The following is a 19,603-nucleotide window of genomic DNA, read 5'->3' on the forward strand; positions in this document are numbered from 1 at the left end:
TGCGGCGGTGCAGCGTCATTGTCCTATGAAGTCTTGATCGTGTGGATGCCGCATTCTGTCTTGGCTCTTCCGCGCCAGCGACCGGCACGCGCGTCTTCATCAGGCGAGGTCCGGCTGCTGCACGGCATGCATCCGACCGACAGGTAGCCCGACGCCACCAGCGGATGCGGCGGCAATTTCGCAAGCTGGTAGATCGCCTCGATGTCTTCGCGCGCGACATTGGCGAACGGGTTGAATTTCAGCCTGGCGCCGTCGTCCTCGACGACCGCCATCTCGGCGCGCAGGCCGCCCTGGAAACGCTTGCGGCCGTTGATCCAGGCCGAGAACGGCGCCAATGCCCGCGCCAGCGGCTCGACTTTGCGGATACGGCAGCACGCGTCGGGATCGGAGAACCACAATTCACGATCCGGATCCTCGCGCGACAGGGTTTCGTCGAGCGGCTTGATCGAGCGGACGTCACGCAGGCCCAGCGTTGCGATCAGCGTGTCGCGATAGGCCAGCGTCTCCTCGAACAGCCAGCCGGTGTCGAGGAAGATCACGGGAATCGCCGGATCAACGTCCGCCATCACCTTGAGCAGTGCGGCCGACTCGGTACCGAACGACGAGACCACCGCCAATTTATCGCGGCCGACGGTCTTCAACGCCGCTTCAATGACTTCCGCTGATGAGGCGCTGCGCAGCGCGCGATCGAGCGCCTGCGCCGCCGACAGGTCCAAAGCTTTCTCTATCACGGCCTGGGGTACGAGCGCGTTCACTGGCCGGCACTCTCCGAATGACGCAGCTGCATCCGCCGATGCAGCGCGGTGAGGCGGCCGTCGCCGGTCGGCTGGTAGAACACCGAATAGCTTTTTGCGGTAGAAGCAAACGCCTCGGCGTCGCTGTTCTTCTTCACTTCGAACGTGTCGAAACCGGCGCGCAGCATGAACACGAACTGATCGCGCAACACCTGGCCGGTGGCGCGCAGTTCGCCGTCGAAGCCGTGACGTTCGCGCAGCAGGCGCGCCTGGCTGTAGGCGCGGCCGTCGCGGAACGAGGGAAACACCAGCGCCACCGCGGCCAGCCGGCCGAGATACGGTACGAGATCGTCGAGGTCGCGGTTGTTCGGCCAGATCACGCCGACCTTGCCCGCGCGCTTCAGCAGCGCTTCCGCATCCTCGAGGAACCGCGCCGCCGGAAGGAGGATCGCGCCGTCGCCGGGCAACTCGGCGCCGTCGGCCACATGGACGAACAGATCGGTGGTGATTCTACCCTGCTTAACGAGTGGCATAGACCCGCTCCTTGAATGGCTCGACACCCAGGCGCTTTACCGCATCCACGAACAATTCCTCGGGGCGATCACGCAGTGCGAGATAGGCTTCGACGATATCCTCGATCACGTCGGCGACTTCCGCATAGGGAATCGCCGGACCGATCAGCGTACCCATCTGCGCGCCCTCGTCGGCGCGGCCGCCGATCGTGATCTGGTAAAACTCCTCGCCGTTCTTCTCGACGCCGAGAATGCCGATATGGCCGACGTGGTGATGTCCGCAGGCGTTGATGCAGCCGGAGATGTTGATGTGCAGCCGGCCGATCAGCTCGGCGGTGTCGTGATTGGCGAACCGACGGGTTAGCTCCTGCGCGATCGGGATCGAGCGCGCATTGGCCAGCGAGCAATAGTCCAGCCCGGGGCAGGCGATGATGTCGGTGACCAGATTGACGTTCGGCGTGGCGAGCCCGATCCGGTCGAGCGCCTTCCATAGTTGCGGCAGGTCGCGCTTGGCGACATGCGGCAGGCACAGATTCTGTTCGTGGCCGACACGGATTTCGCCGAAGGAGTAGCGGTCGGCGAGATCGGCGACCGCATCCATCTGGTCGGAGGTGGCGTCGCCGGGCGGTGCGCCCACCGGCTTCAGCGAGATCGTCACGATCGAATAGCCCTGGACCTTGTGCGGGAACACGGAGTTCCTGCGCCAGCGTTCGAACAGCGGATCATGCGCGGCCTGTTTCAGCTCGTCCGGCATGTGCGGCAGCTTTTCATAGGCCGGATAGGAGAAGCGCGAACGCACCTCCTCGATGACGGAATGGTCGAGCGTCAATCCGACGTCGCCCATCTGCTTCCATTCCTCGTCGACCTCGCGCGCGAATTTCTCGATGCCGAGCTCGTGCACCAGGATCTTGATGCGCGCCTTGTAGATGTTGTCGCGACGGCCGTACTGGTTGTAGACGCGCAGGATCGCCTCGACATAGCTCAGGATGTCGCGGCCGTGCACGAACGGCTTGATGGTCTTGCCGATGAACGGCGTGCGGCCGAGACCGCCGCCGACCAGCACTTCAAAGCCGGTCTCGCCTTCCGCGTTCTTGTACAGGCGCAGCCCGATGTCGTGCACCTTGATCGCCGCGCGGTCGTGCTCGGATGCCGTGATGGCGATCTTGAACTTGCGCGGCAGGAAGGAAAATTCCGGATGCAGCGTGGTGTGCTGGCGCAGGATTTCCGACCAGATGCGGGGATCCTCGACCTCGCCCGGCGCGACGCCGGCCCATTGGTCAGAGGTGACGTTGCGCATGTTGTTGCCGGACGTCTGCATCGCATGGATGCCGACCTCGGCAAGGTCCGCGAGCGCGTCCGGCAATTCGGCGAGCTTGATCCAGTTGAACTGGATGTTCTGCCTTGTGGTGAAATGGCCATAGCCGCGGTCGTAGCGGCGTCCGACACGGGCCAGCGCGCGCAGCTGCTTGGACGACAGCGTGCCGTAGGGGATCGCGACGCGGAACATGTAGGCGTGCAGCTGCAGATAGACGCCGTTCTGCAGGCGCAGCATCTTGAATTCGTCCTCGGTGAGCTCGCCGGAGAGGCGGCGCTTCACCTGGTCGCGGAATTCAGACACGCGTTCGTTGATCAGCGTGCGATCGAGTTCGTCATATGCGTACATGATGGATATGCCTTACGCCGGAACCGGAAGCAGATCGATGGTGAGGCCTTCCGACCGGATATGTTCGCGGAGATTGCCGGGCTTGATCTCGCCGCCGTCCTTGAGTTCGACCGGCGCGATATAAGGGCCGATCGCGCCGACGTCATCGGCGGTGGCTTCGCCAAGCAGTGTTCGCGCCTCATCCGAGGTGCGCACGATCGCGGCATCCGACAGGTTCGCCGACCAGCCTTGCTGCGCGGTGCGATAGATCACGACGCCATCCCAGGTGCGGTTGGCGGTGACCATCGAGGGTCCCGTGATCTTGATTTTTTGTTGTAACGGAGAAGTCATTCTGCAGCATCCCTCAATTCGGAGATCACTTGATCGAGATCTGATTGGCGCCACGGTGCGGAATGCGCGACCACGTCACCGATGATGAGAACGGCGGGACCGCCGTCGATTTGATCGACCAGCGCCGGCAAATGTTCGAGCGTGCCGACCACCGCCTGGGCGTCCGGCCGCGTCACCCGCGCGAACACGCCGACCGGCGTTTGCGGCAAGCGTCCGGCGGCGAGCAGGCCCGCACGGATCGCGGGTGCGGCGGTCATGCCCATGTAGACCACGATGGTCATCTTCTTGTCTGTCAGGACCGACCAGTCGACGGTCTCGGCGTCCCTCGCCTTGTGGGCGGTGAGGAAGGTGATACGCAGCGCCTCGTGGCGATAGGTCAGCGGCGCTTCGAACTGCGCCGCGGCGCCCAACCCAGCGGTGATGCCCGGCACCACCGAATAGGCGACACCGGCCGCGCGCAACACTTCGATTTCCTCGCCGCCACGGCCGAAGATGAAGGGATCGCCGCCCTTCAGCCGCACCGCGCGTTGTCCTGATCTCGCTGCCTCGATCAGCAGCTTGTTGATCGCATCCTGGCCGATGCCGGGCTTGCCGACGCGGCGGCCGACCGGAATGCGCGAGGCATCGCGGCGCACGCGATCGAGAATTTCCGGCGATACCAGTTCGTCATAAAAAACGACGTCGGCATCCTGCAGCGCGCGCAGCGCCTTGATGGTGAGCAGGTCCGGATCGCCGGGCCCGGCGCCGACCAGCGTCACCCGGCCTTCGGCCTTGCCCTGATCATTGGCACCGGCGAAAGCGGAAGGGTTCGCGATCGCCTGCAGTTGCTTCGCGGCTTCGTCCTTGCGCCCGGCCAGAACCAGCGCGCCCATCGGGCCGTCGATCACGCGTTCCCAGAAACGGCGGCGCAACGAAAATTCGGGGATCCGCGCATGCATCGCTTTGCGAAAGCCGCCGATGAAGCTGGCGAGGTCGCCGATCCGCGCCGGCAGGACAGCCTCGATAGACTCTCGCACGCGGCGCGCCACGACAGGCGAAGTGCCGCCGGTGCCGACGGCAACGACGACGTCACCGCGATCGACGATGGCGGGAAAGATGAAAGTCGAATGGACGAGGTCATCCATCACATTGACGGGTAGTCCGACCGCCTTGGCGCGTACCGACATCGCCACGCCGATGTCGCCGGCCCCGGCGCAGAGGATCGCGATCACCCCAGCCAGATCGGCGGTGAGCGGATCACCGGCATCAGGCTCGATCCGCGCCACGTCGTCGGCGGCGAGGCCGGAGAGGTCCTGATCGCCGTCGGTCGCGAACCAGCGGACCTGCGCGCCGGCAGCGGCGAGCAAGCGCAATTTGGCGCGCGCGAGGTCGCCCGCTCCAACGAGCAGCACCTTGCCGCTTTGCAGATCCAGAAACACAGGCAGATAGCGCATCAGATACTCGCTTCCCCAACTTGGGGGTTGACTGAAATTATTTTCTATTTATCTCTCGATCAAGGCCCGCAAAGAGAAAATTATTTCTTCTCTATTGCGGTGCAACTTTAGAATTTTTCCACTCTCAAGTCCAAGGCCAAGAGATGCATCTTCTCAACAAGGAATCCGGCGGACACGGGTTGCAGCCCGCGGCCCTCAACCAGGCCTCATCCGCGCCCAAAATTCTGGCCCATGGGCAGCTGCCGCCGCCCTCGATGGACCACCTCGACGAGCTCGAGGCGCAGAGCATCTACATTCTGCGCGAAGCCTTCGCGCGGTTGAAGAAGCTGGCGCTGCTGTGGTCGCTGGGCAAGGATTCCAACGTCATGATCTGGCTGGCGCGCAAGGCCTTCTTCGGCCGCGTGCCGTTCCCGGCCTTGCATGTCGACACCGGCAAGAAATTTGCCGAGATGTATGCGTTCCGCGATCGCTTCGGCAAGGAATGGGAGCTCGATCTCAAGATCGAGCCCTGCCCTCCGATCGACGCCGTCGATCCGACACTGCCGCCGGCCGCGCGTTCCGCTGCCCGCAAGACCGAAGGCCTCAAATGGGCGCTGACCAAATACGGCTTTGACGGATTGATCGCCGGCATTCGCCGCGACGAGGAAGCCACCCGCGCCAAGGAGCGCGTGTTCTCGCCGCGCGGCCTCGAAGGCGGCTGGGATGTGCGCGATCAGCCCCCGGAATTCTGGGACCATTTCAACGCCTCGCCGCCGCAAGGGGCGCATTTGCGCATCCACCCGATCCTGCATTGGACCGAGGCCGACATCTGGGCCTACACCAAGCGCGAGAACATTCCGATCATCCCGCTGTATCTGTCGAAGGACGGCAAGCGCTATCGCTCGCTGGGCGATCAGGACATCACCAATCCGGTGGCGTCGACCGCCTCCAGCATCGATGAGATCCTGACCGAACTCGACGGCACCAAGGTGCCGGAACGTGCGGGCCGCGCGCTCGATCACGAAACCGAGGATGCCTTCGAGCGGCTGCGTGTCGCCGGTTATCTCTGACGGACATTAGGTGTGAGTGCTGCGATGAACATGATCCTCCCCTCAAGCGTATCGGCGACACCCAACGGCACCACGCGGCCGCAGATTCGCATCGTCATCGTCGGCCATGTCGACCATGGCAAATCCACCCTCGTCGGCCGCCTGCTGCATGAAACCGGCAGCCTGCCCGAGGGCAAGCTGGAAATGCTCAAGGCGGTCAGCGCGCGGCGCGGCATGCCGTTCGAATGGTCGTTTCTCCTGGATGCGCTGCAAACCGAACGCGACCAGGGCATCACCATCGACACCACGCAGATCCGCTTCCGCACCCGCTCGCGCGACGTGGTCCTGATCGACGCGCCCGGTCACGCCGAATTCCTGCGCAACATGATCACCGGCGCCTCGCAGGCCGACGGCGCAGTGCTGATCATCGACGCGCTGGAAGGCGTGCGCGACCAAACGCGTCGGCACGGCTATTTGCTGCATCTGCTCGGCATCAAGCAGGTCGCCGTCGTCGTCAACAAGATGGACCGCGTCGATTTCAGCGCCGATCGCTTCAAGGAGATCAGCGACGAGATTTCTTCGCATCTGACCGGCCTCGGCGTGACGCCGTCTGCGGTGATTCCGATTTCCGCGCGCGACGGCGACGGCGTTGCCGAACGCACGCCGCGGATCTCCTGGTACCAGGGGCCGAGCGTCGTCGAGGCGCTCGATGCGCTCGAACCGGCACGGCCGCTGGAGCAGCTGGCGCTGCGGCTGCCAGTGCAGGCGATCTACAAATTCGACGATCGCCGCATCGTCGCCGGCCGCATCGAATCCGGCAGTCTCAGCGCCGGCGACGAGATCGTCATCATGCCTGCCGGCAAGATCGCGAAGATCAAGGCCGTCGAGAGCTGGCCGGTAACTCCTGTCAACGGCAGCCACGGCGCCGGCCGCTCGGTCGGCATCACGCTCGACCGCGAATTGTTCATCGAACGCGGCGACGTGATCGCCCATGCCGGCGCGACCCCGCGCGATACGCGACGGATTCGCGCCCGGATTTTCTGGCTCCACGACAAGCCGCTCGCCAAGGGCGAGCAGATCCTGATCCGCCTCGGCACCCGCGAAAGCCGCGCCCACGTGGTCGCGATCGAGAAGGCGGTCGATCCCGGCGAACTCTCCAACGAGGAGACCAAGTCGATCGCGCGCAATCACGTCGGCGAAATCGATATCTCGCTGGCGCAGCCGGTCGCGGCCGACCCCTATCAGGACAATCCGCGCACCGGACGGCTGGTGATCGAAGTCAATGGCCGCATTGCCGGCGGCGGCCTCGTGCTGTCGGTCGATGCCGGACAACGCGCCGTTCCCATCGACGTCGTTCCCGTGGAATCCGCGCTGCGTCCCGAAGAACGCTCGGCGCGCTATCGCCACAACGGCGCGGTGATCTGGCTGACCGGCTTGCCCGGTTCGGGCAAATCGACGCTGGCCCGCGCACTGGAGCGCCGGCTGTTCGGCAATGGCGGTTCGCCCATCCTGCTCGACGGCGACACGCTGCGCGCCGGCCTCAATGGCGATCTCGGTTTCTCGGCGCAGGATCGCACCGAAAATATCCGAAGGCTCGCCGAAGTCGCAACCCACCTGGCGCGCAATGGCCACATCGCCATCGTCGCCGCGGTTTCCCCCTCGGCCGATGATCGCGCCGCGGCACGCCGCATTGCCGACGCCGCATTCCGCGAAATCTATGTCGCAACACCGGCCGAAATCTGCGAAAGCCGCGACCCCAAGGGTCATTACGCCAAGGCACGCGCAGGCACGCTGCAATCCTTCACCGGGATCGGCAATGACTATCAGCCGCCGACCCAGAGCGAGCTGCGGATCGACACCTCGAGCGGTTCGGTTGCCGATGCCACCGATACGATCGAGCGGATGCTGGCGGAGACCGGCGTTCTGTTCGACGAACTGGTCGATCTCGCGGCCAATATCTAAAGCGCTGTCTGTAGGATGGGTTGAGCTCTTGCGAAACCCATCCTTTCGGCTCGAGCAGATTGATTGATGGGTTTCGCAAGGGCTCAACCCATCCTACGCGCTGCACGCCTAGGCCGTAGGATGGGTTGAGCCCTTCGCGAAACCCATCATCTTGCTCCGTGGGTTTAATCCCGTTCGCCAAACCTGCCGTCGTTTTCGGGCTCATGCACGTCGCCAGCCCAATCCTCCGGATAAACCCCAAGCTTCACCATGCGATGGAACGACGAAAACGGCCAGCCCCGCGCTCGCGTCACCAATCCATGCTGACCGGATTGATATGGATGTAATCGACGTGACGCGAGAAATCCCTCTCGTCGCGGATCGTATGCCCCCAGTAGCGCCGCTGCCAGATGCCACGCTAATCGGCCAATATCTAGGCTTTTTGGGGCCTTCTCATCGACCCGGCTTTAGGGCTAAAAGGGCGGCCGACGCTGCCGCTTTTGGCGCGCTTTTTGCTGTTTTCACACTGAAAACGCCCTCCTGTTCGCCGTTTCCACCCGAGAAAGCCCATCATGAATCGTGTCGATGCCCACGGATTGAAGATCGCCCCCGAACTGTTCGATTTCATCGCCAAGGAGGCGACCCCCAAGACAGGGATTTCCCCCGACGCATTCTGGGCCGGGCTTGCCGCCATCATCGCCAAACTGGGACCGAAAAACCGCGAACTGCTGGCGGTCCGCGACGCGCTGCAGGCCAAGATCGACGGCTGGCACCGCGCCAACAAGGGCAAGGCGTTCGACATGAACGCCTACACGGCGTTCCTCAAGGAGATCGGCTACCTCTTGCCGGAGCCCGCCACCCACAAGGTCGAGACCGCCAATGTCGATGAAGAAATCGGCAAGATCTGCGGACCGCAGCTCGTCGTTCCCCTGACCAACGCCCGGTATGCGCTGAACGCAGCGAATGCCCGCTGGGGCAGCCTGTATGATGCTTTCTACGGCACCGATGCGATCCCGCACGATCCGAGCGAGGCTGGCCGCGGCTACAACAAAGCGCGCGGCGACAAGGTGATCGCCAAGGCCAAGGCATTCCTCGATGCCGCCGTGCCGCTCGCGACCGGCAGCCACACCAATGTGACCTCCTACAGCGTGATCGCCGGCCAGCTCTCGGCCAAGCTGAGCGGCAACGCCACCGCGCTGAAGTCGGCCGAACAGTTCGCCGGCTATCAGGGTGATCCCGCCGCGCCGACCGCGATCCTCTTGGTCAACAACGGCATGCACGTCGAAGTGAAAATCGACCGCAACAACACCATCGGCAAGGACGATCCGGCCGGCGTCGCCGACATGATCCTGGAATCGGCGGTGTCCACCATCCTCGACATGGAAGACAGCGTCGCCGCCGTCGATGCCGAGGACAAGGTGCTGGTTTATCGCAACACGCTCGGCCTGATGGACGGCACGCTGTCGGCGGATTTCGAAAAGGGCGGCAAGACGCTCAAGCGCTCGCTCAACCCTGACCGCATCTACAAGACGCCCGACGGCAAGGACCTGACGCTGCACGGCCGCAGCCTGCTATTGATGCGCAATGTCGGCCATCACATGTTCACCGACGCTGTGCTGGATTCAAAGGGCGAGGAAAGTCCGGAAGGCCTGCTCGATGCCGCGGTCGCCGGCCTGCTGGCGATCCACGATCTCAAGGGCTCTTCGAAGACGAAGAACAGCCGCACCGGCTCGGTCTATATCGTCAAACCGAAGATGCACGGCCCCGACGAGGTCGCGCTGACCTGTGAGCTGTTCGGCGAAGTCGAGAAGATGCTGTCGCTGCCGGAAAACACCATGAAGGTCGGCATCATGGACGAGGAGCGCCGCACCACGGTCAACCTCAAGGCCTGCATCCAGAACGCCTCGAAGCGGATCTGCTTCATCAACACCGGCTTCCTCGACCGCACCGGTGACGAGATCCACACCTCGATGGAAGCGGGTCCGATGATCCGCAAGAACGACATGAAGGCGCAGCCCTGGATCAAGGCCTATGAAGACTGGAACGTCGACATGGGCCTGATCGACGGCCTGCCCGGCCATGCCCAGATCGGCAAGGGCATGTGGGCCGCCCCCGACAAGATGGCCGACATGCTGACGCAGAAGATCGGCCACCCGCAGGCCGGCGCCACCACCGCCTGGGTGCCGTCGCCGACCGCCGCTACGCTGCATGCGCTGCATTATCACCAGATCAACGTGCAGGCGCGCCAGCAGGAGCTCGCCAAGGGCGGTCAGCGCGCGAAACTCTCCGACATCCTCACCATCCCGGTGTCGCAGTCGAACTGGGCGCCTGATGATGTGAAGCAGGAGATCGACAACAACTGCCAGGGCATTCTGGGCTATGTCGTGCGCTGGATCGACCAGGGCGTCGGCTGTTCCAAGGTGCCCGACATCCACGACGTCGGCCTGATGGAAGACCGCGCGACCTTGCGCATTTCCAGCCAGCATCTGGCCAACTGGCTGCATCAGGGCGTCATCACCAAGGATCAGGTGATGGAATCGCTGAAGCGCATGGCGGTCGTCGTCGACGGCCAGAACAAGGGCGATGCGCTCTACAGACCGATGGCCCCCGGCTTCGACGGCATCGCCTTCAAGGCGGCGTGCGACCTGGTGTTCAAGGGCCGCGAGCAGCCGAACGGCTACACCGAATACATCCTCACCGCCCGCCGCCGCGAAGCGAAGGCAAGCCAAAGCGGCGAATAGGGAGTGGCGAGTGGCGAATGGAAATTCTATTCGCTACTCACCATTCGCCATTCGTGCCTTCTTCAGGCCGCGCGTATCGTCTGCAGGAATTTTCCGACCTCGAGTTTGAGGCAATTGCCTTCCTGCGAGAGCGAACGGGCGGAACTATGAACCTGTTCGGCCGCCGCCTGGGTGTCGGCCGAACCGCGACTGACATCCGCGAGGCAGCCGCCGACCTCGATGGCGCCCTGGGCGGCTTGCTGGACGTTGCGCGCAATCTCCTGCGTCGCGGTGCCCTGTTGTTCGACCGCGGCGGCGATCGCCGTTGAAATCGCGGAGATCTGCCCGATCGTGCCGCCGATCGCCTTGATCGCGGACACCGACTGCTCCGTTGCCGACTGCATCTGGGTGATCTGGGCGCCGATTTCCTCGGTCGCCTTGGCGGTTTGGGCGGCAAGCGCCTTGACCTCGGAAGCAACCACCGCAAAGCCCCGCCCCGCCTCGCCGGCGCGCGCCGCTTCGATCGTCGCATTGAGCGCCAGCAGATTGGTCTGCTCGGCCACCGCCGCGATCAGCTTGACGACTTCGCCGATGCGGCCGGCCGCCTGCGACAGTTCCGCGATCCGCTCATTGGTCTGCTCGGCCTGACGCACGGCGGCATGGGTGATGTCTTCCGATTGCTTCACCTGACGGCCGATTTCGGTCACCGAGGAAGCCATCTGCTCCGAAGCGGCGGCCGCCGATTGCGCATTGGCCGATGAACGGTCGGAAGCGGATGCCGCCTCTGCCGTATGCTTGTGACTGGTTTCCGCCGTCCTGGTCAGGCTGCCGGCGGCGAGTTCGATCTCGGAAGAGGCCGTTGAGACGGCCTCGATGATCTTGCCGATCGCCTGCTCGAAGCCGTCGGCGACCTGGCTCATCGCCAGCTTGCGTTCTTCCTCCGCCTTGAGCTTGAGACCGGCCTGCTCGGATTCCATGGCCTGAACGCGCAGCGCGTTTTCCCTGAACACCTGGACCGCGCGGGCCATGGCGCCGACTTCATCCGTCCGTTTGAGGGACGGTATTTCAATATCCAATCCACCGCCGGCGAGCCGTGCCATCACGCCGGTCATGCGGGTCATCGGCCGGATCACACCGAGGCCGACGCCGACAAGGCCGCCGCCAATGATCAGGAACACCAGGGCCGAGATGCCCCACAGAATAACGTTGAACGTGCCGACACGCTGGGTCGCGGCCGTTTCGATGGCCGCGTTGTCGTCAGTGGTCTTCTTGACGATTTCGTCGATCAGGGCGCGGTGCGCCAGATAGGCGGCCGAGATTTCCGAATACGCCTTTGCCGAGGCGGCGGCGTCTGCCTTGGCCAAGGCCGGCAGGAACGCCTGCTCGATGGCGGTCCAGAAGCGCTGCACCTCGCGATGCGAATCCACAACGAACTTCGCCTTCACCATTGGCTCCAGGTCAGACTTCACCCAGAACTCGTGGCGCTCGTCATATTCCTTTTTCAATTGCTTCAGCCGCTCGCGACGGTTGGCGAGTTCAGCCGGATTGTTCAGCGCAAGGGTGGCTTCGAGATAGGATTCGATCACATATTCCGGCGGCGGCAGGATGTCGGCGATCAGATCGTTGCCGAGCTTGAGTTTGTTGTAGAGGGGTCCGCCGACCTTGACCTCGCCGAGCGCGAAGATGCCGGTGAACACCACGGCCCCCAGGCCGATTGCCGTGACAAGGCCGAACAGGACTATGGCCCGCGTGATCGTCAAACGAAGCTTCATTGCCAACGTTTCCTCAATATCGATCCGGTTCCGCTCTTGGTGAGCCGAACTTAAATTCGCTTGAAACGCGAAGATTATTGCCTACTCGCGTTAACGTTCAGTTTGCCGTCGCATACAACCGCAGTTTCTGCAGCCGGGCCCCGTTCAAATACGGGAGGTGGCGCGCGATCTGTCGCAGGGCTGGTGCCGCTTTGCCGCACCGCAGGAACGTTTGGATCGTGCGCCCGTTGAGAATTCATCCCAACTCACATGGAGAGATGACGATGGATTGGAACCGGATTGAAGGAAACTGGAAACAGTTCAAGGGCGCCGCCAAGGAGAAATGGGGCAAGCTCACCGACGACGATCTCGATGTGATCGAAGGCCGTCGTGAGCAACTCGAAGGCAAGCTGCAGCAACGCTATGGCTTCGCCAAGGACCAGATCCACAAGGACGTGGACGATTGGTTCAAGACCCTCAGATAATCACTGCAAGATGAAAAGCCCCGGCATCGCCGGGGCTTTTTGTCGCTAGATCACGGCGATGTATTTCAACAGCGAGATCACGCCGAGGATGATCACCACGACTCGCGCGATCTGTTTGGCGCGGCCATCAAGCGGCAGCAGGTTGATGAGATAGAGAACGAGAATAACGACGAGAAACGTGACGAGTACGCTGACAAGCATGCGGGCCCCCTCGGCTGGAATAGCGCTGTTGGTATTTTGTTAACGTGTCACCTCACATTGGGTTCCGGGCGGGGAACCTGCGTGTAAAAATGAAAACTTCAACCATTTCAATGGCTCCGTAGTTCTACTACGCAGGCGCTGTCTAAGTATTTACCCTTTTCGCCCCAAATGACCGCGGCTTTGGGGGAGCATCATGTTGAACCGTCTGACCGTATCCGCGCTGCTGAAGACCGTCATCCTGGCCACCGCCTTCTGCATCGTGGTGGGCTTCTCGCTCAACGCCTGGGATGCCTGGGGCCGCCTGCAGGTGGCAAACCGCATCTCGGTGGTCACCGACGCATCCGCCAATATGTTCAAGGCGATGCATAATCTGCGTACCGACCGCTCCACGACCAACCGGTTGTTGAATGGCAACGCGCCGATGGACAGCGACATCGAAAAGTATCTGCGCGGCCTTCGTGACACGGAAATGCCGGCGATGAACAGCGCACTTGGTCAGCTCGGCAAGATCGAGTTCGCGCAGCAAGCGACGCTGGTCCCCGAATTCGACCGCCTGTTCAAGCAACTGCAGGTGCAGCAGAAGGAATTCTGGGAAGCCATGGCTCAGCCCAAGGAATCCCCCCGCCGTCCGGCGCTCGCCAAGGAGTACATGGACACGACGGGCGCGCTGCTCACCACCCTCGACAAGCTCTCGGGGACGCTTGCCGCCAATGTCAACCATCAGGATCCGGTGATCGACCAGTTGCTCGCGATCAAGCAGATCGCCTGGTTGCTGCGTAACACCGCGGGCGAAGCTTCGCTGTTGATTTCCAATGGACTGGGCACCGGAAAGGCGACGGCGGAGACCCGCATGGCCCACACCAAGTTCAGCGGTGGCGCCGAGGCCGCCTGGAATGCGCTGGAACTGACCGCCACTGGCATGCAACTGCCGCCGGCGCTTTCGAGCGCGATGGCTGCGACCAAGAAAGCCTATTTCGAACCGGATTATCTCGCCTTGCGCGAACGCCTGCTGACGGCGCTGATCGCCGGCGAGAAGCCTGAACTGACGGCGAACCAGTGGAGCCCGATCACGGTGGGACGACTCTCGGCCGCCGTCAACGTCGCCGAAGCAGCGCTCGACGCTGCCCGGGACCATACCGTGATGCAGTATTCCTCGGCGAGGCGTGCGCTGGTGGTGCAACTGGTGCTGCTGGTCGGCGCGCTGGCGTTGACGTTCGGCGCGCTGATTCTCGTCACCCGCCGCGTCATCAAGCCGCTGCACAATATGCGCGACGCCATGCTGAAGGTCGCCGCCGGCGACCTGACCGTCGACACCGGCTATGCGGTGCGCAAGGATGAAATCGGCGCGCTCGCCGGCGCGCTGGAGACGTTCAAGCAGCAGGCCGAAGACAAGGTCCGGATCGAGGCGCAGGAGCGCGAACGCAATGCCGGCGCCACCGCGCGGCAGCAGGCGATCGAAAGCTATGTCGGCGAATTCGAGAGCCTGGTGCGCCAATCGCTCGACCAGCTGGGCGACGCGTCCGGCCAGATGCGAACCACCTCGGATGGGCTATCAGCGGTTTCCCGCCAGACCAACGCGCGGGTTGAGGTGGCCGAAAAGGCCTCCAGCGAAGCCTCGATGAGCGTCGAGACCGTCGCGGCCGCGTCGGAAGAACTGAGCGCCTCGATCAACGACATCAGCCAGCAGGCCGCGCACGCCGCCGGCATTGCCAGCCGCGCGGTGAGCCAGGCGCGTGAGACCGACGGCACCGTGCAGGGTCTTGCCACTTCCGCAGGAAGGATCGGCGAAGTCGTCGGGCTGATCAACTCGATCGCCGCCCAGACCAACCTGTTGGCGCTGAATGCGACCATCGAGGCTGCCCGCGCCGGTGAAGCCGGCCGCGGCTTTGCGGTGGTGGCTTCCGAAGTCAAATCGCTGGCAAGCCAGACCGCGAAGGCGACCGAGGAAATCTCCGAGCAGATCTCCGACATTCAGAAGGTCGCGAACGAGGCGATCGAAGCCATCAAGGGCATCGGCGGCATCATCGGCGAGGTCAACGAGGTCGCGACCGCGATTGCGGCCGCCGTGCAGGAACAGGGCGCCGCGACGCAGGAGATCACGCGCAGCACGCAATTCGCCGCGCAGGGCACCAAGAACGTCTCCGACAACATCTCGGGCGTGAAAACCGACGCCGATGCGGCAGCCGCCGCTGCCGACGACGTCAAGCACGCCTCCGAGACGCTGGAAACGCAGAGCAAGCAGTTGGGTGCTCAGGTCACTCAGTTCCTCGGCAAGATCCGCGCGGCGTAGTTGCGCGGACCCATGTCGCGTCCCTAACCAATCTCATTCACTCCCGCGCCACCACCGGCACGCGTTCATATTTCGCGCGCAGCTTGTCCGAGGCGGGTGAGAAGTTCAGCTCGGCGCCGCGCTTGTCGGCGCTGCGGCCGGCCACCAGCAAACCGTTTTCTCCGGCGACGATGTCGCCCTTGCGCAAGGTCGGATCGGCCTCGATCTTGACCGGCGCGAGCCCGATCTGATCCTTGCCGTTGCAGGTGCACCCGGCCACGAGTTCGTTGCGATAGCGGAACGCGTTCGGCAGTTCCGAATAGGGCTTTCCGTTCTCGGCGGCGTTGTCGATGTTGCTGCCGTAGAACACCTTGGTCTCGCTGGCCGGGCAGAAGCTGTCGCAGGACGCCGCACGGCTGGCATTGTCGGAGCCAGTCACCGGGAAATAGCGTCCGTCGCAGGTACGCACGCAAAACGCCTGACCGCCGCCGCCATAACGCCGCGCCTCGCTGCGCTGAACCGGCATCGGTCCGCCGTCGTTCGCAAACGGCAACGAAATATACGGGCCCCTCGCCCGGCCCATGCCGCCGAACAGGGCCGAGAAGAAGTCCTGGGCCTGCGCCGCAGGCGCCAGCGCAGAAGCGCCTGCCAAAGCCGCCGCGCCCAGGATTGCCATTCTACTCACGTGCATTCGCTTCTCCCGCTGGGTCGTCGGCTCAGTTGAGCTGCGACGCCGTCAAATTCATTGCCTGCCGTCCCGAGGGCGGCGTCGTCAGCGCCGGACGGGCCGGCCGCACGCTGATGGTGGTGCGCGTCTCCATGCGCGGCGCGTTCTTCGGCAACACCACGACCTTGGTGCCGACATCGACCCGGTTGAAGAGATCACTGACGTCCTCGTTCGTCAGGCGAATGCAGCCTGAGGAAACGAACTTGCCGATCGTCGAGGGATCGTTGGTGCCGTGGATGCGGTACTGGCTGGACCCGAGATACATCGCCCGGGCGCCGAGCGGATTGCCGGGGCCTCCGGCCATGAAGCGCGGCAGATAGGGCTGTCGCGCGATCATCTCGGCCGGCGGATGCCAATCCGGCCACTCCGCCTTGCGGCTGATGGTCTGTACGCCGGACCAGGTAAAGCCTTCGCGGCCGACGCCGACGCCATAGCGAACGGCGCGGCCCTGCCCAAGCACGTAATACAGCGCGGTGTTGCCGGTATCGATCACGATGGTACCGGGCGCCTCCGACGTGTTGAAAGCGACCACGGCACGGCGCAGCCGCTCCGGCACGACGCCCGCGTCGGGCGTTGCCGGCTCAACCATCACCTCATCCGCGGGAAACGCGTTTGGCTGGGTGGAGGCATAACCCAGCAGCTGCGCGCTCGCCGCGCTGGAGAATACGGAGGGGGCCAGCAGCATGGTGCTGATGAAGACGAGCGCGTGGGTTACGCGCGACGGACGCCGGCGATGAGAGGACTTCGTCATGGGACTGCCCCGGTTGGATACGCATCGTGTGATGCTCTGGATGGGCAACGCGACCGGGGCTGCGCAGTTCCCTGCGACTCGAGCTGGCAGGCTTGCTGTCAAGCCGCCGGCACTCACGCTTCCGCGATGGAACTTTTGCCTCGACCTTCTGTTGTGTGACCTGAGAATTCGGTTCGCGGGGCGACGTCGCGGCTGCCATGTCATCACCGCCTCGCGCGGGGGAGAACCGTTGTGCGTGTCTCGCCGCCCAAACCTTTGCCAGAAGAACGCAGGGCGCCGTCCGATGAAAGCAGCCCGACGGAACGCAAGCCGGCGCAAGGCGAGCACAAGCCAACTGAACGAAAGCCATCCGACGGCAAGGCTTCTGACAACAAGGCTTCTGACAACAAGTCCACCGACCACAGGACCTCTGACCACAAGGCTTCGCAGGGCGACCGCCAGAAAGCCAATGCGGCGGAAGGCAAACCGCTGCCCGACAGCCATGTCGAACTGCCCCCGCTGATCAGCCGCGCCGAAATCGTCGCCTTCTCGCTGGTATCGTTGCTGATCATCTGCATCGTCGCCGTGCTCTACGCCGCGAAACCGTTCTTCCTGCCAGTCACGATGGCGTTCATCGTCGGCACGATGCTGTCGCCGGCGGCGAACTTCCTCGAGCGCTATCGGATTCCCCGGGCGCTGGGCGCCGTCCTGATCGTGTCTGCCGTCGTCACCGGCGCAGCCTTCATGATCGGCCTGATTGCGTCGCCGGTGATGGAATGGAGCGGCAGGCTTCCGGAACTGGGGGCGGAGCTGAAGGAAAAAATGCGCGTCTTCGACCGGCCGCTGGCACTGTGGCAGCAGCTGCAAGGCATGCTCGGCAGCTCCGACACGCTGGCGACATTCCACATACCGAAAATCGAATGGGTGCAGCCGACGCTTGAATTCCTGTCGCCGACCCTCGCCGAGTTCCTGCTGTTCGTCGCCACCCTGATCCTGTTCATCGCGAGCTGGAAGGACCTGCGACGGGCAATGGTGATGAATTTCGGCGACCGGCCGGTACGGTTGCGAACGCTGCGGATCCTCAACGAGATCGAGGAGCACCTGGGCAGCTATCTGATCATGGTGACGATGATCAATGTCGGCGTCGGCATCGCAACCGGCATCATCTGCGCAGTCACGGGCATGCCCAATCCGGCAGCCCTCGGCGCGCTGGCCGCGACCTTGAACTACATTCCGATCATCGGACCGGTCGCGATGTTCGTCGTGCTGGTGGTGGTCGGCCTTGTCGCCTTCCCGACGATCAGCGCAGGGCTGCTCGCGCCGCTGCTGTTTGCGGCGATGACCTTCCTCGAGGGCCATTTCCTGACGCCGACGATCGTCGGCCGCAGGCTCGAGCTCAACGCGCTGGCGGTGTTCATCGCGCTGGCGTTCTGGACCTGGCTGTGGGGACCGATGGGCGCATTCCTGGCGTCGCCGATCCTTATCGTCGCGCTGATCCTCAAGGAGCATCTGATGCCGGTCAATTCGCCGCAGTTGCCCTAGACTCAAAGGGTTTCGCAGCAGGAACTTCCGCTTCGGGCAGGCGTTTCCTCGATACGCAAATTGAGTGCCCCGGAGCTTTTGATGTCGATGACGAATGGCGAAGCCGCAAAGAGCATGACGGATAAAGCGACCTACGAACGCCTGGAAAAGGATGTAACCGCCGTGAAAAACGATATCGCAGCCCTCACCGACCAGATCACCGATGCGCTCAACAGTTTTGCCGGCACCGCGGGCAAGCAGGCGCGCCGCGGCTACAGGCAGGCGCGCGCCAATGCGGAGCAGGCGGTGGACGACATGTCCGAGCGCGGCAGCGCCATGATGGACGCGGCTCAGGATGCGGCCTCCTCGATCGAGGAATCGCTGGAAGACGTCATCACGCAGCGGCCGCTGGCAACCGTCGGCCTCGCACTAGGCGTGGGCTTCCTGCTCGGCGCGATGTGGCGCCGGTAATCCGGCGATGATGCAATGATGACCCGCGCCGGAAAGCCAGCCTTCGTCTCTCGATGGCGGCGCTGGCGCGAGGTCGTTTCTTTTGTTGATGCTCTTTTCAGATCGAGGCGGGCCCATGTTTCAGCGACTGATCGATGACTTCAAGGATTCGACCGGCACTGCGCTCCGGCTGACCTCGCTGGCGGCAGCAGCCGCCGTTGCTTTGCTCGTCACCACATCGTTTCTGTGCGCGGCCGCCTTCATCTTCGTGCTGGAGAAGTATGGCCCCGTTTATGCTTGTCTGACCGGCGCCGGCATCTTCTTCGTGGTGACGATGATCGCGACGATCTCCTACATGGTGCGCAAAAAACAGATCGAGGCGCGCGTCAAGGAGACCACAAAATCCGCCGCCCAAACCATGCTGGCCGATCCGATGCTGGTCGCGGCCGGCGTCCAGTTGGTGCGCGCGATCGGCATCAAGAAACTGATTCCGATTCTCGCGGTCGGCGGCCTGGCGCTCGGATTTTTGGCCAGCCGCGGCCAGAGCCAGGCCGGAGGCGAGGCCCCGGCGGAGTAGGTTGGTACTCTCTCTGCTGTCGTCCCGGCCTTGAGCCGGGACCCATACGCCGCGGCAGTTCTTGTTTGCAGAAGGTCTCTAACGCCAGCGCTCCTAACCGATGGGCCGCGGCGTATGGGTCCCGGCTCAAGGCCGGGACGACAGCGTGCTTGTTGCTGCACTGTACTGAACACACCTTCGCGTTCTCGCGACGCATTGCGCCCGAGCTTTGCCAGAAATCCTTGCCCTCGAAATATGAGGGCGCAGGGAAGACCGGGTGCGCGCTGCACCCGCGGTCCCGTGTGCGGTTAGCACAAAACAAAATGCACACGAGCATACAGGGCAGCGGAGAACACCCGGCCTTCCCTGCGCAATGGCTTTACGGCTTATATCGCGCTCTCCCCGGAGACGAGTTCTTGGTTGACTCCGTCGCCGCCGTTCGGCTCTCGCCTACCCGACAGCTTGACACCTGCAACGGGTGCCAGGACCACACGGTTTTGCCGTACGCTTAATCCACGCCGTCGTCAGACGTGAACCAGCGTCCACTGCAAC

17 protein-coding genes and 1 pseudogene are annotated in these 19,603 nt (G+C 63.5%); 8 read left to right on the forward strand and 10 right to left on the reverse strand.

The annotated features are described in order from the left end of the window. Positions 1-23: 23 nt before the first annotated feature. Genes JQ609_RS11000 through cysG form a run of 5 tightly spaced genes read right to left on the reverse strand, consistent with a single transcriptional unit; the run spans position 24 to position 4,672 of the window. Positions 24-755 carry a phosphoadenylyl-sulfate reductase gene (locus tag JQ609_RS11000; RefSeq protein WP_212273429.1) on the reverse strand — a complete coding sequence of 244 codons (732 nt, stop codon included), beginning with the start codon at positions 753-755 and terminating at the stop codon, positions 24-26. Beyond that, complete coding sequence (locus JQ609_RS11005; protein WP_212208579.1) at positions 752-1,267, reverse strand: DUF934 domain-containing protein; 516 nt, start codon at positions 1,265-1,267, stop codon at positions 752-754. Before JQ609_RS11005 ends, JQ609_RS11000 begins: the two co-directional genes overlap by 4 nt. Further along, a complete protein-coding gene (locus JQ609_RS11010; RefSeq protein ID WP_212270104.1) occupies positions 1,254-2,909 on the reverse strand; it encodes a nitrite/sulfite reductase in 1,656 nt (551 codons plus the stop codon). Before JQ609_RS11010 ends, JQ609_RS11005 begins: the two co-directional genes overlap by 14 nt. A gap of 12 nt (positions 2,910-2,921) precedes the next feature. Next, positions 2,922-3,239, reverse strand: coding sequence for a DUF2849 domain-containing protein (locus JQ609_RS11015; RefSeq protein WP_192737192.1), 318 nt, complete (start codon positions 3,237-3,239; stop codon positions 2,922-2,924). Next, positions 3,236-4,672 (reverse strand): siroheme synthase CysG, encoded by a 1,437-nt coding sequence (gene cysG, locus JQ609_RS11020; protein ID WP_212273430.1) that lies wholly within the window; start codon positions 4,670-4,672, stop codon positions 3,236-3,238. Before cysG ends, JQ609_RS11015 begins: the two co-directional genes overlap by 4 nt. A gap of 254 nt (positions 4,673-4,926) precedes the next feature. Here cysG and cysD point away from each other — a divergent pair, with 254 nt between their 5' ends. Continuing rightward, complete coding sequence (gene cysD, locus JQ609_RS11025) at positions 4,927-5,721, forward strand: sulfate adenylyltransferase subunit CysD (RefSeq protein ID WP_192737217.1); 795 nt, start codon at positions 4,927-4,929, stop codon at positions 5,719-5,721. A 24-nt stretch (positions 5,722-5,745) separates the two neighbouring features. Beyond that, positions 5,746-7,662, forward strand: coding sequence for an adenylyl-sulfate kinase (gene cysC / locus JQ609_RS11030; protein WP_212273431.1), 1,917 nt, complete (start codon positions 5,746-5,748; stop codon positions 7,660-7,662). Positions 7,663-7,826: 164 nt separating this feature from the next. Here cysC and JQ609_RS35010 read toward each other — a convergent pair. Further along, positions 7,827-8,059 (reverse strand): annotated as a pseudogene (locus JQ609_RS35010) (transposase); the annotation flags it as partial. 154 nt (positions 8,060-8,213) lie between these two features. On the opposite strand from JQ609_RS35010, the gene JQ609_RS11035 reads away from it, so the two are divergent. Then, positions 8,214-10,382 (forward strand): malate synthase G, encoded by a 2,169-nt coding sequence (locus JQ609_RS11035; protein ID WP_212273432.1) that lies wholly within the window; start codon positions 8,214-8,216, stop codon positions 10,380-10,382. A gap of 62 nt (positions 10,383-10,444) precedes the next feature. On the opposite strand, the gene JQ609_RS11040 is transcribed toward JQ609_RS11035, so the two are convergent. Further along, positions 10,445-12,133 carry a methyl-accepting chemotaxis protein gene (locus JQ609_RS11040; RefSeq protein WP_212273433.1) on the reverse strand — a complete coding sequence of 563 codons (1,689 nt, stop codon included), beginning with the start codon at positions 12,131-12,133 and terminating at the stop codon, positions 10,445-10,447. 263 nt (positions 12,134-12,396) lie between these two features. Here JQ609_RS11040 and JQ609_RS11045 point away from each other — a divergent pair, with 263 nt between their 5' ends. Further along, positions 12,397-12,597: a CsbD family protein gene (locus JQ609_RS11045; protein ID WP_212208585.1), complete on the forward strand. Its 201-nt coding sequence runs from the start codon at positions 12,397-12,399 to the stop codon at positions 12,595-12,597. A gap of 45 nt (positions 12,598-12,642) precedes the next feature. Here JQ609_RS11045 and JQ609_RS11050 read toward each other — a convergent pair whose 3' ends face one another. After that, on the reverse strand, positions 12,643-12,798 hold the full coding sequence (locus tag JQ609_RS11050) for a Thivi_2564 family membrane protein (RefSeq protein WP_211999735.1): 156 nt from the start codon (positions 12,796-12,798) through the stop codon (positions 12,643-12,645). 193 nt (positions 12,799-12,991) lie between these two features. On the opposite strand from JQ609_RS11050, the gene JQ609_RS11055 reads away from it, so the two are divergent. Continuing rightward, positions 12,992-15,088 carry a methyl-accepting chemotaxis protein gene (locus JQ609_RS11055; protein WP_212273434.1) on the forward strand — a complete coding sequence of 699 codons (2,097 nt, stop codon included), beginning with the start codon at positions 12,992-12,994 and terminating at the stop codon, positions 15,086-15,088. A gap of 37 nt (positions 15,089-15,125) precedes the next feature. Here JQ609_RS11055 and JQ609_RS11060 read toward each other — a convergent pair whose 3' ends face one another. Next, positions 15,126-15,758, reverse strand: a complete 633-nt coding sequence (locus JQ609_RS11060) for a DUF2865 domain-containing protein (protein WP_212273435.1) — start codon at positions 15,756-15,758, stop codon at positions 15,126-15,128. 25 nt (positions 15,759-15,783) lie between these two features. Next, positions 15,784-16,545 (reverse strand): L,D-transpeptidase, encoded by a 762-nt coding sequence (locus tag JQ609_RS11065; protein ID WP_212273436.1) that lies wholly within the window; start codon positions 16,543-16,545, stop codon positions 15,784-15,786. A gap of 468 nt (positions 16,546-17,013) precedes the next feature. Here JQ609_RS11065 and JQ609_RS11070 point away from each other — a divergent pair, with 468 nt between their 5' ends. The 3 genes from JQ609_RS11070 to JQ609_RS11080 all read left to right on the forward strand — a co-directional run bounded on the left by JQ609_RS11070 (position 17,014) and on the right by JQ609_RS11080 (position 19,072). Next, positions 17,014-18,066, forward strand: coding sequence for an AI-2E family transporter (locus tag JQ609_RS11070; protein ID WP_212273551.1), 1,053 nt, complete (start codon positions 17,014-17,016; stop codon positions 18,064-18,066). A gap of 81 nt (positions 18,067-18,147) precedes the next feature. Then, positions 18,148-18,516 carry a YqjD family protein gene (locus JQ609_RS11075; protein WP_212208589.1) on the forward strand — a complete coding sequence of 123 codons (369 nt, stop codon included), beginning with the start codon at positions 18,148-18,150 and terminating at the stop codon, positions 18,514-18,516. Positions 18,517-18,631: 115 nt separating this feature from the next. Beyond that, entirely contained in the window at positions 18,632-19,072 is a 441-nt protein-coding gene (locus JQ609_RS11080; RefSeq protein WP_212273437.1) for a hypothetical protein, read from the forward strand. Positions 19,073-19,603 lie beyond the last annotated feature (531 nt).

Source organism: Bradyrhizobium sp. AUGA SZCCT0169 (assembly GCF_018130085.1).
Lineage (GTDB): Bacteria > Pseudomonadota > Alphaproteobacteria > Rhizobiales > Xanthobacteraceae > Bradyrhizobium.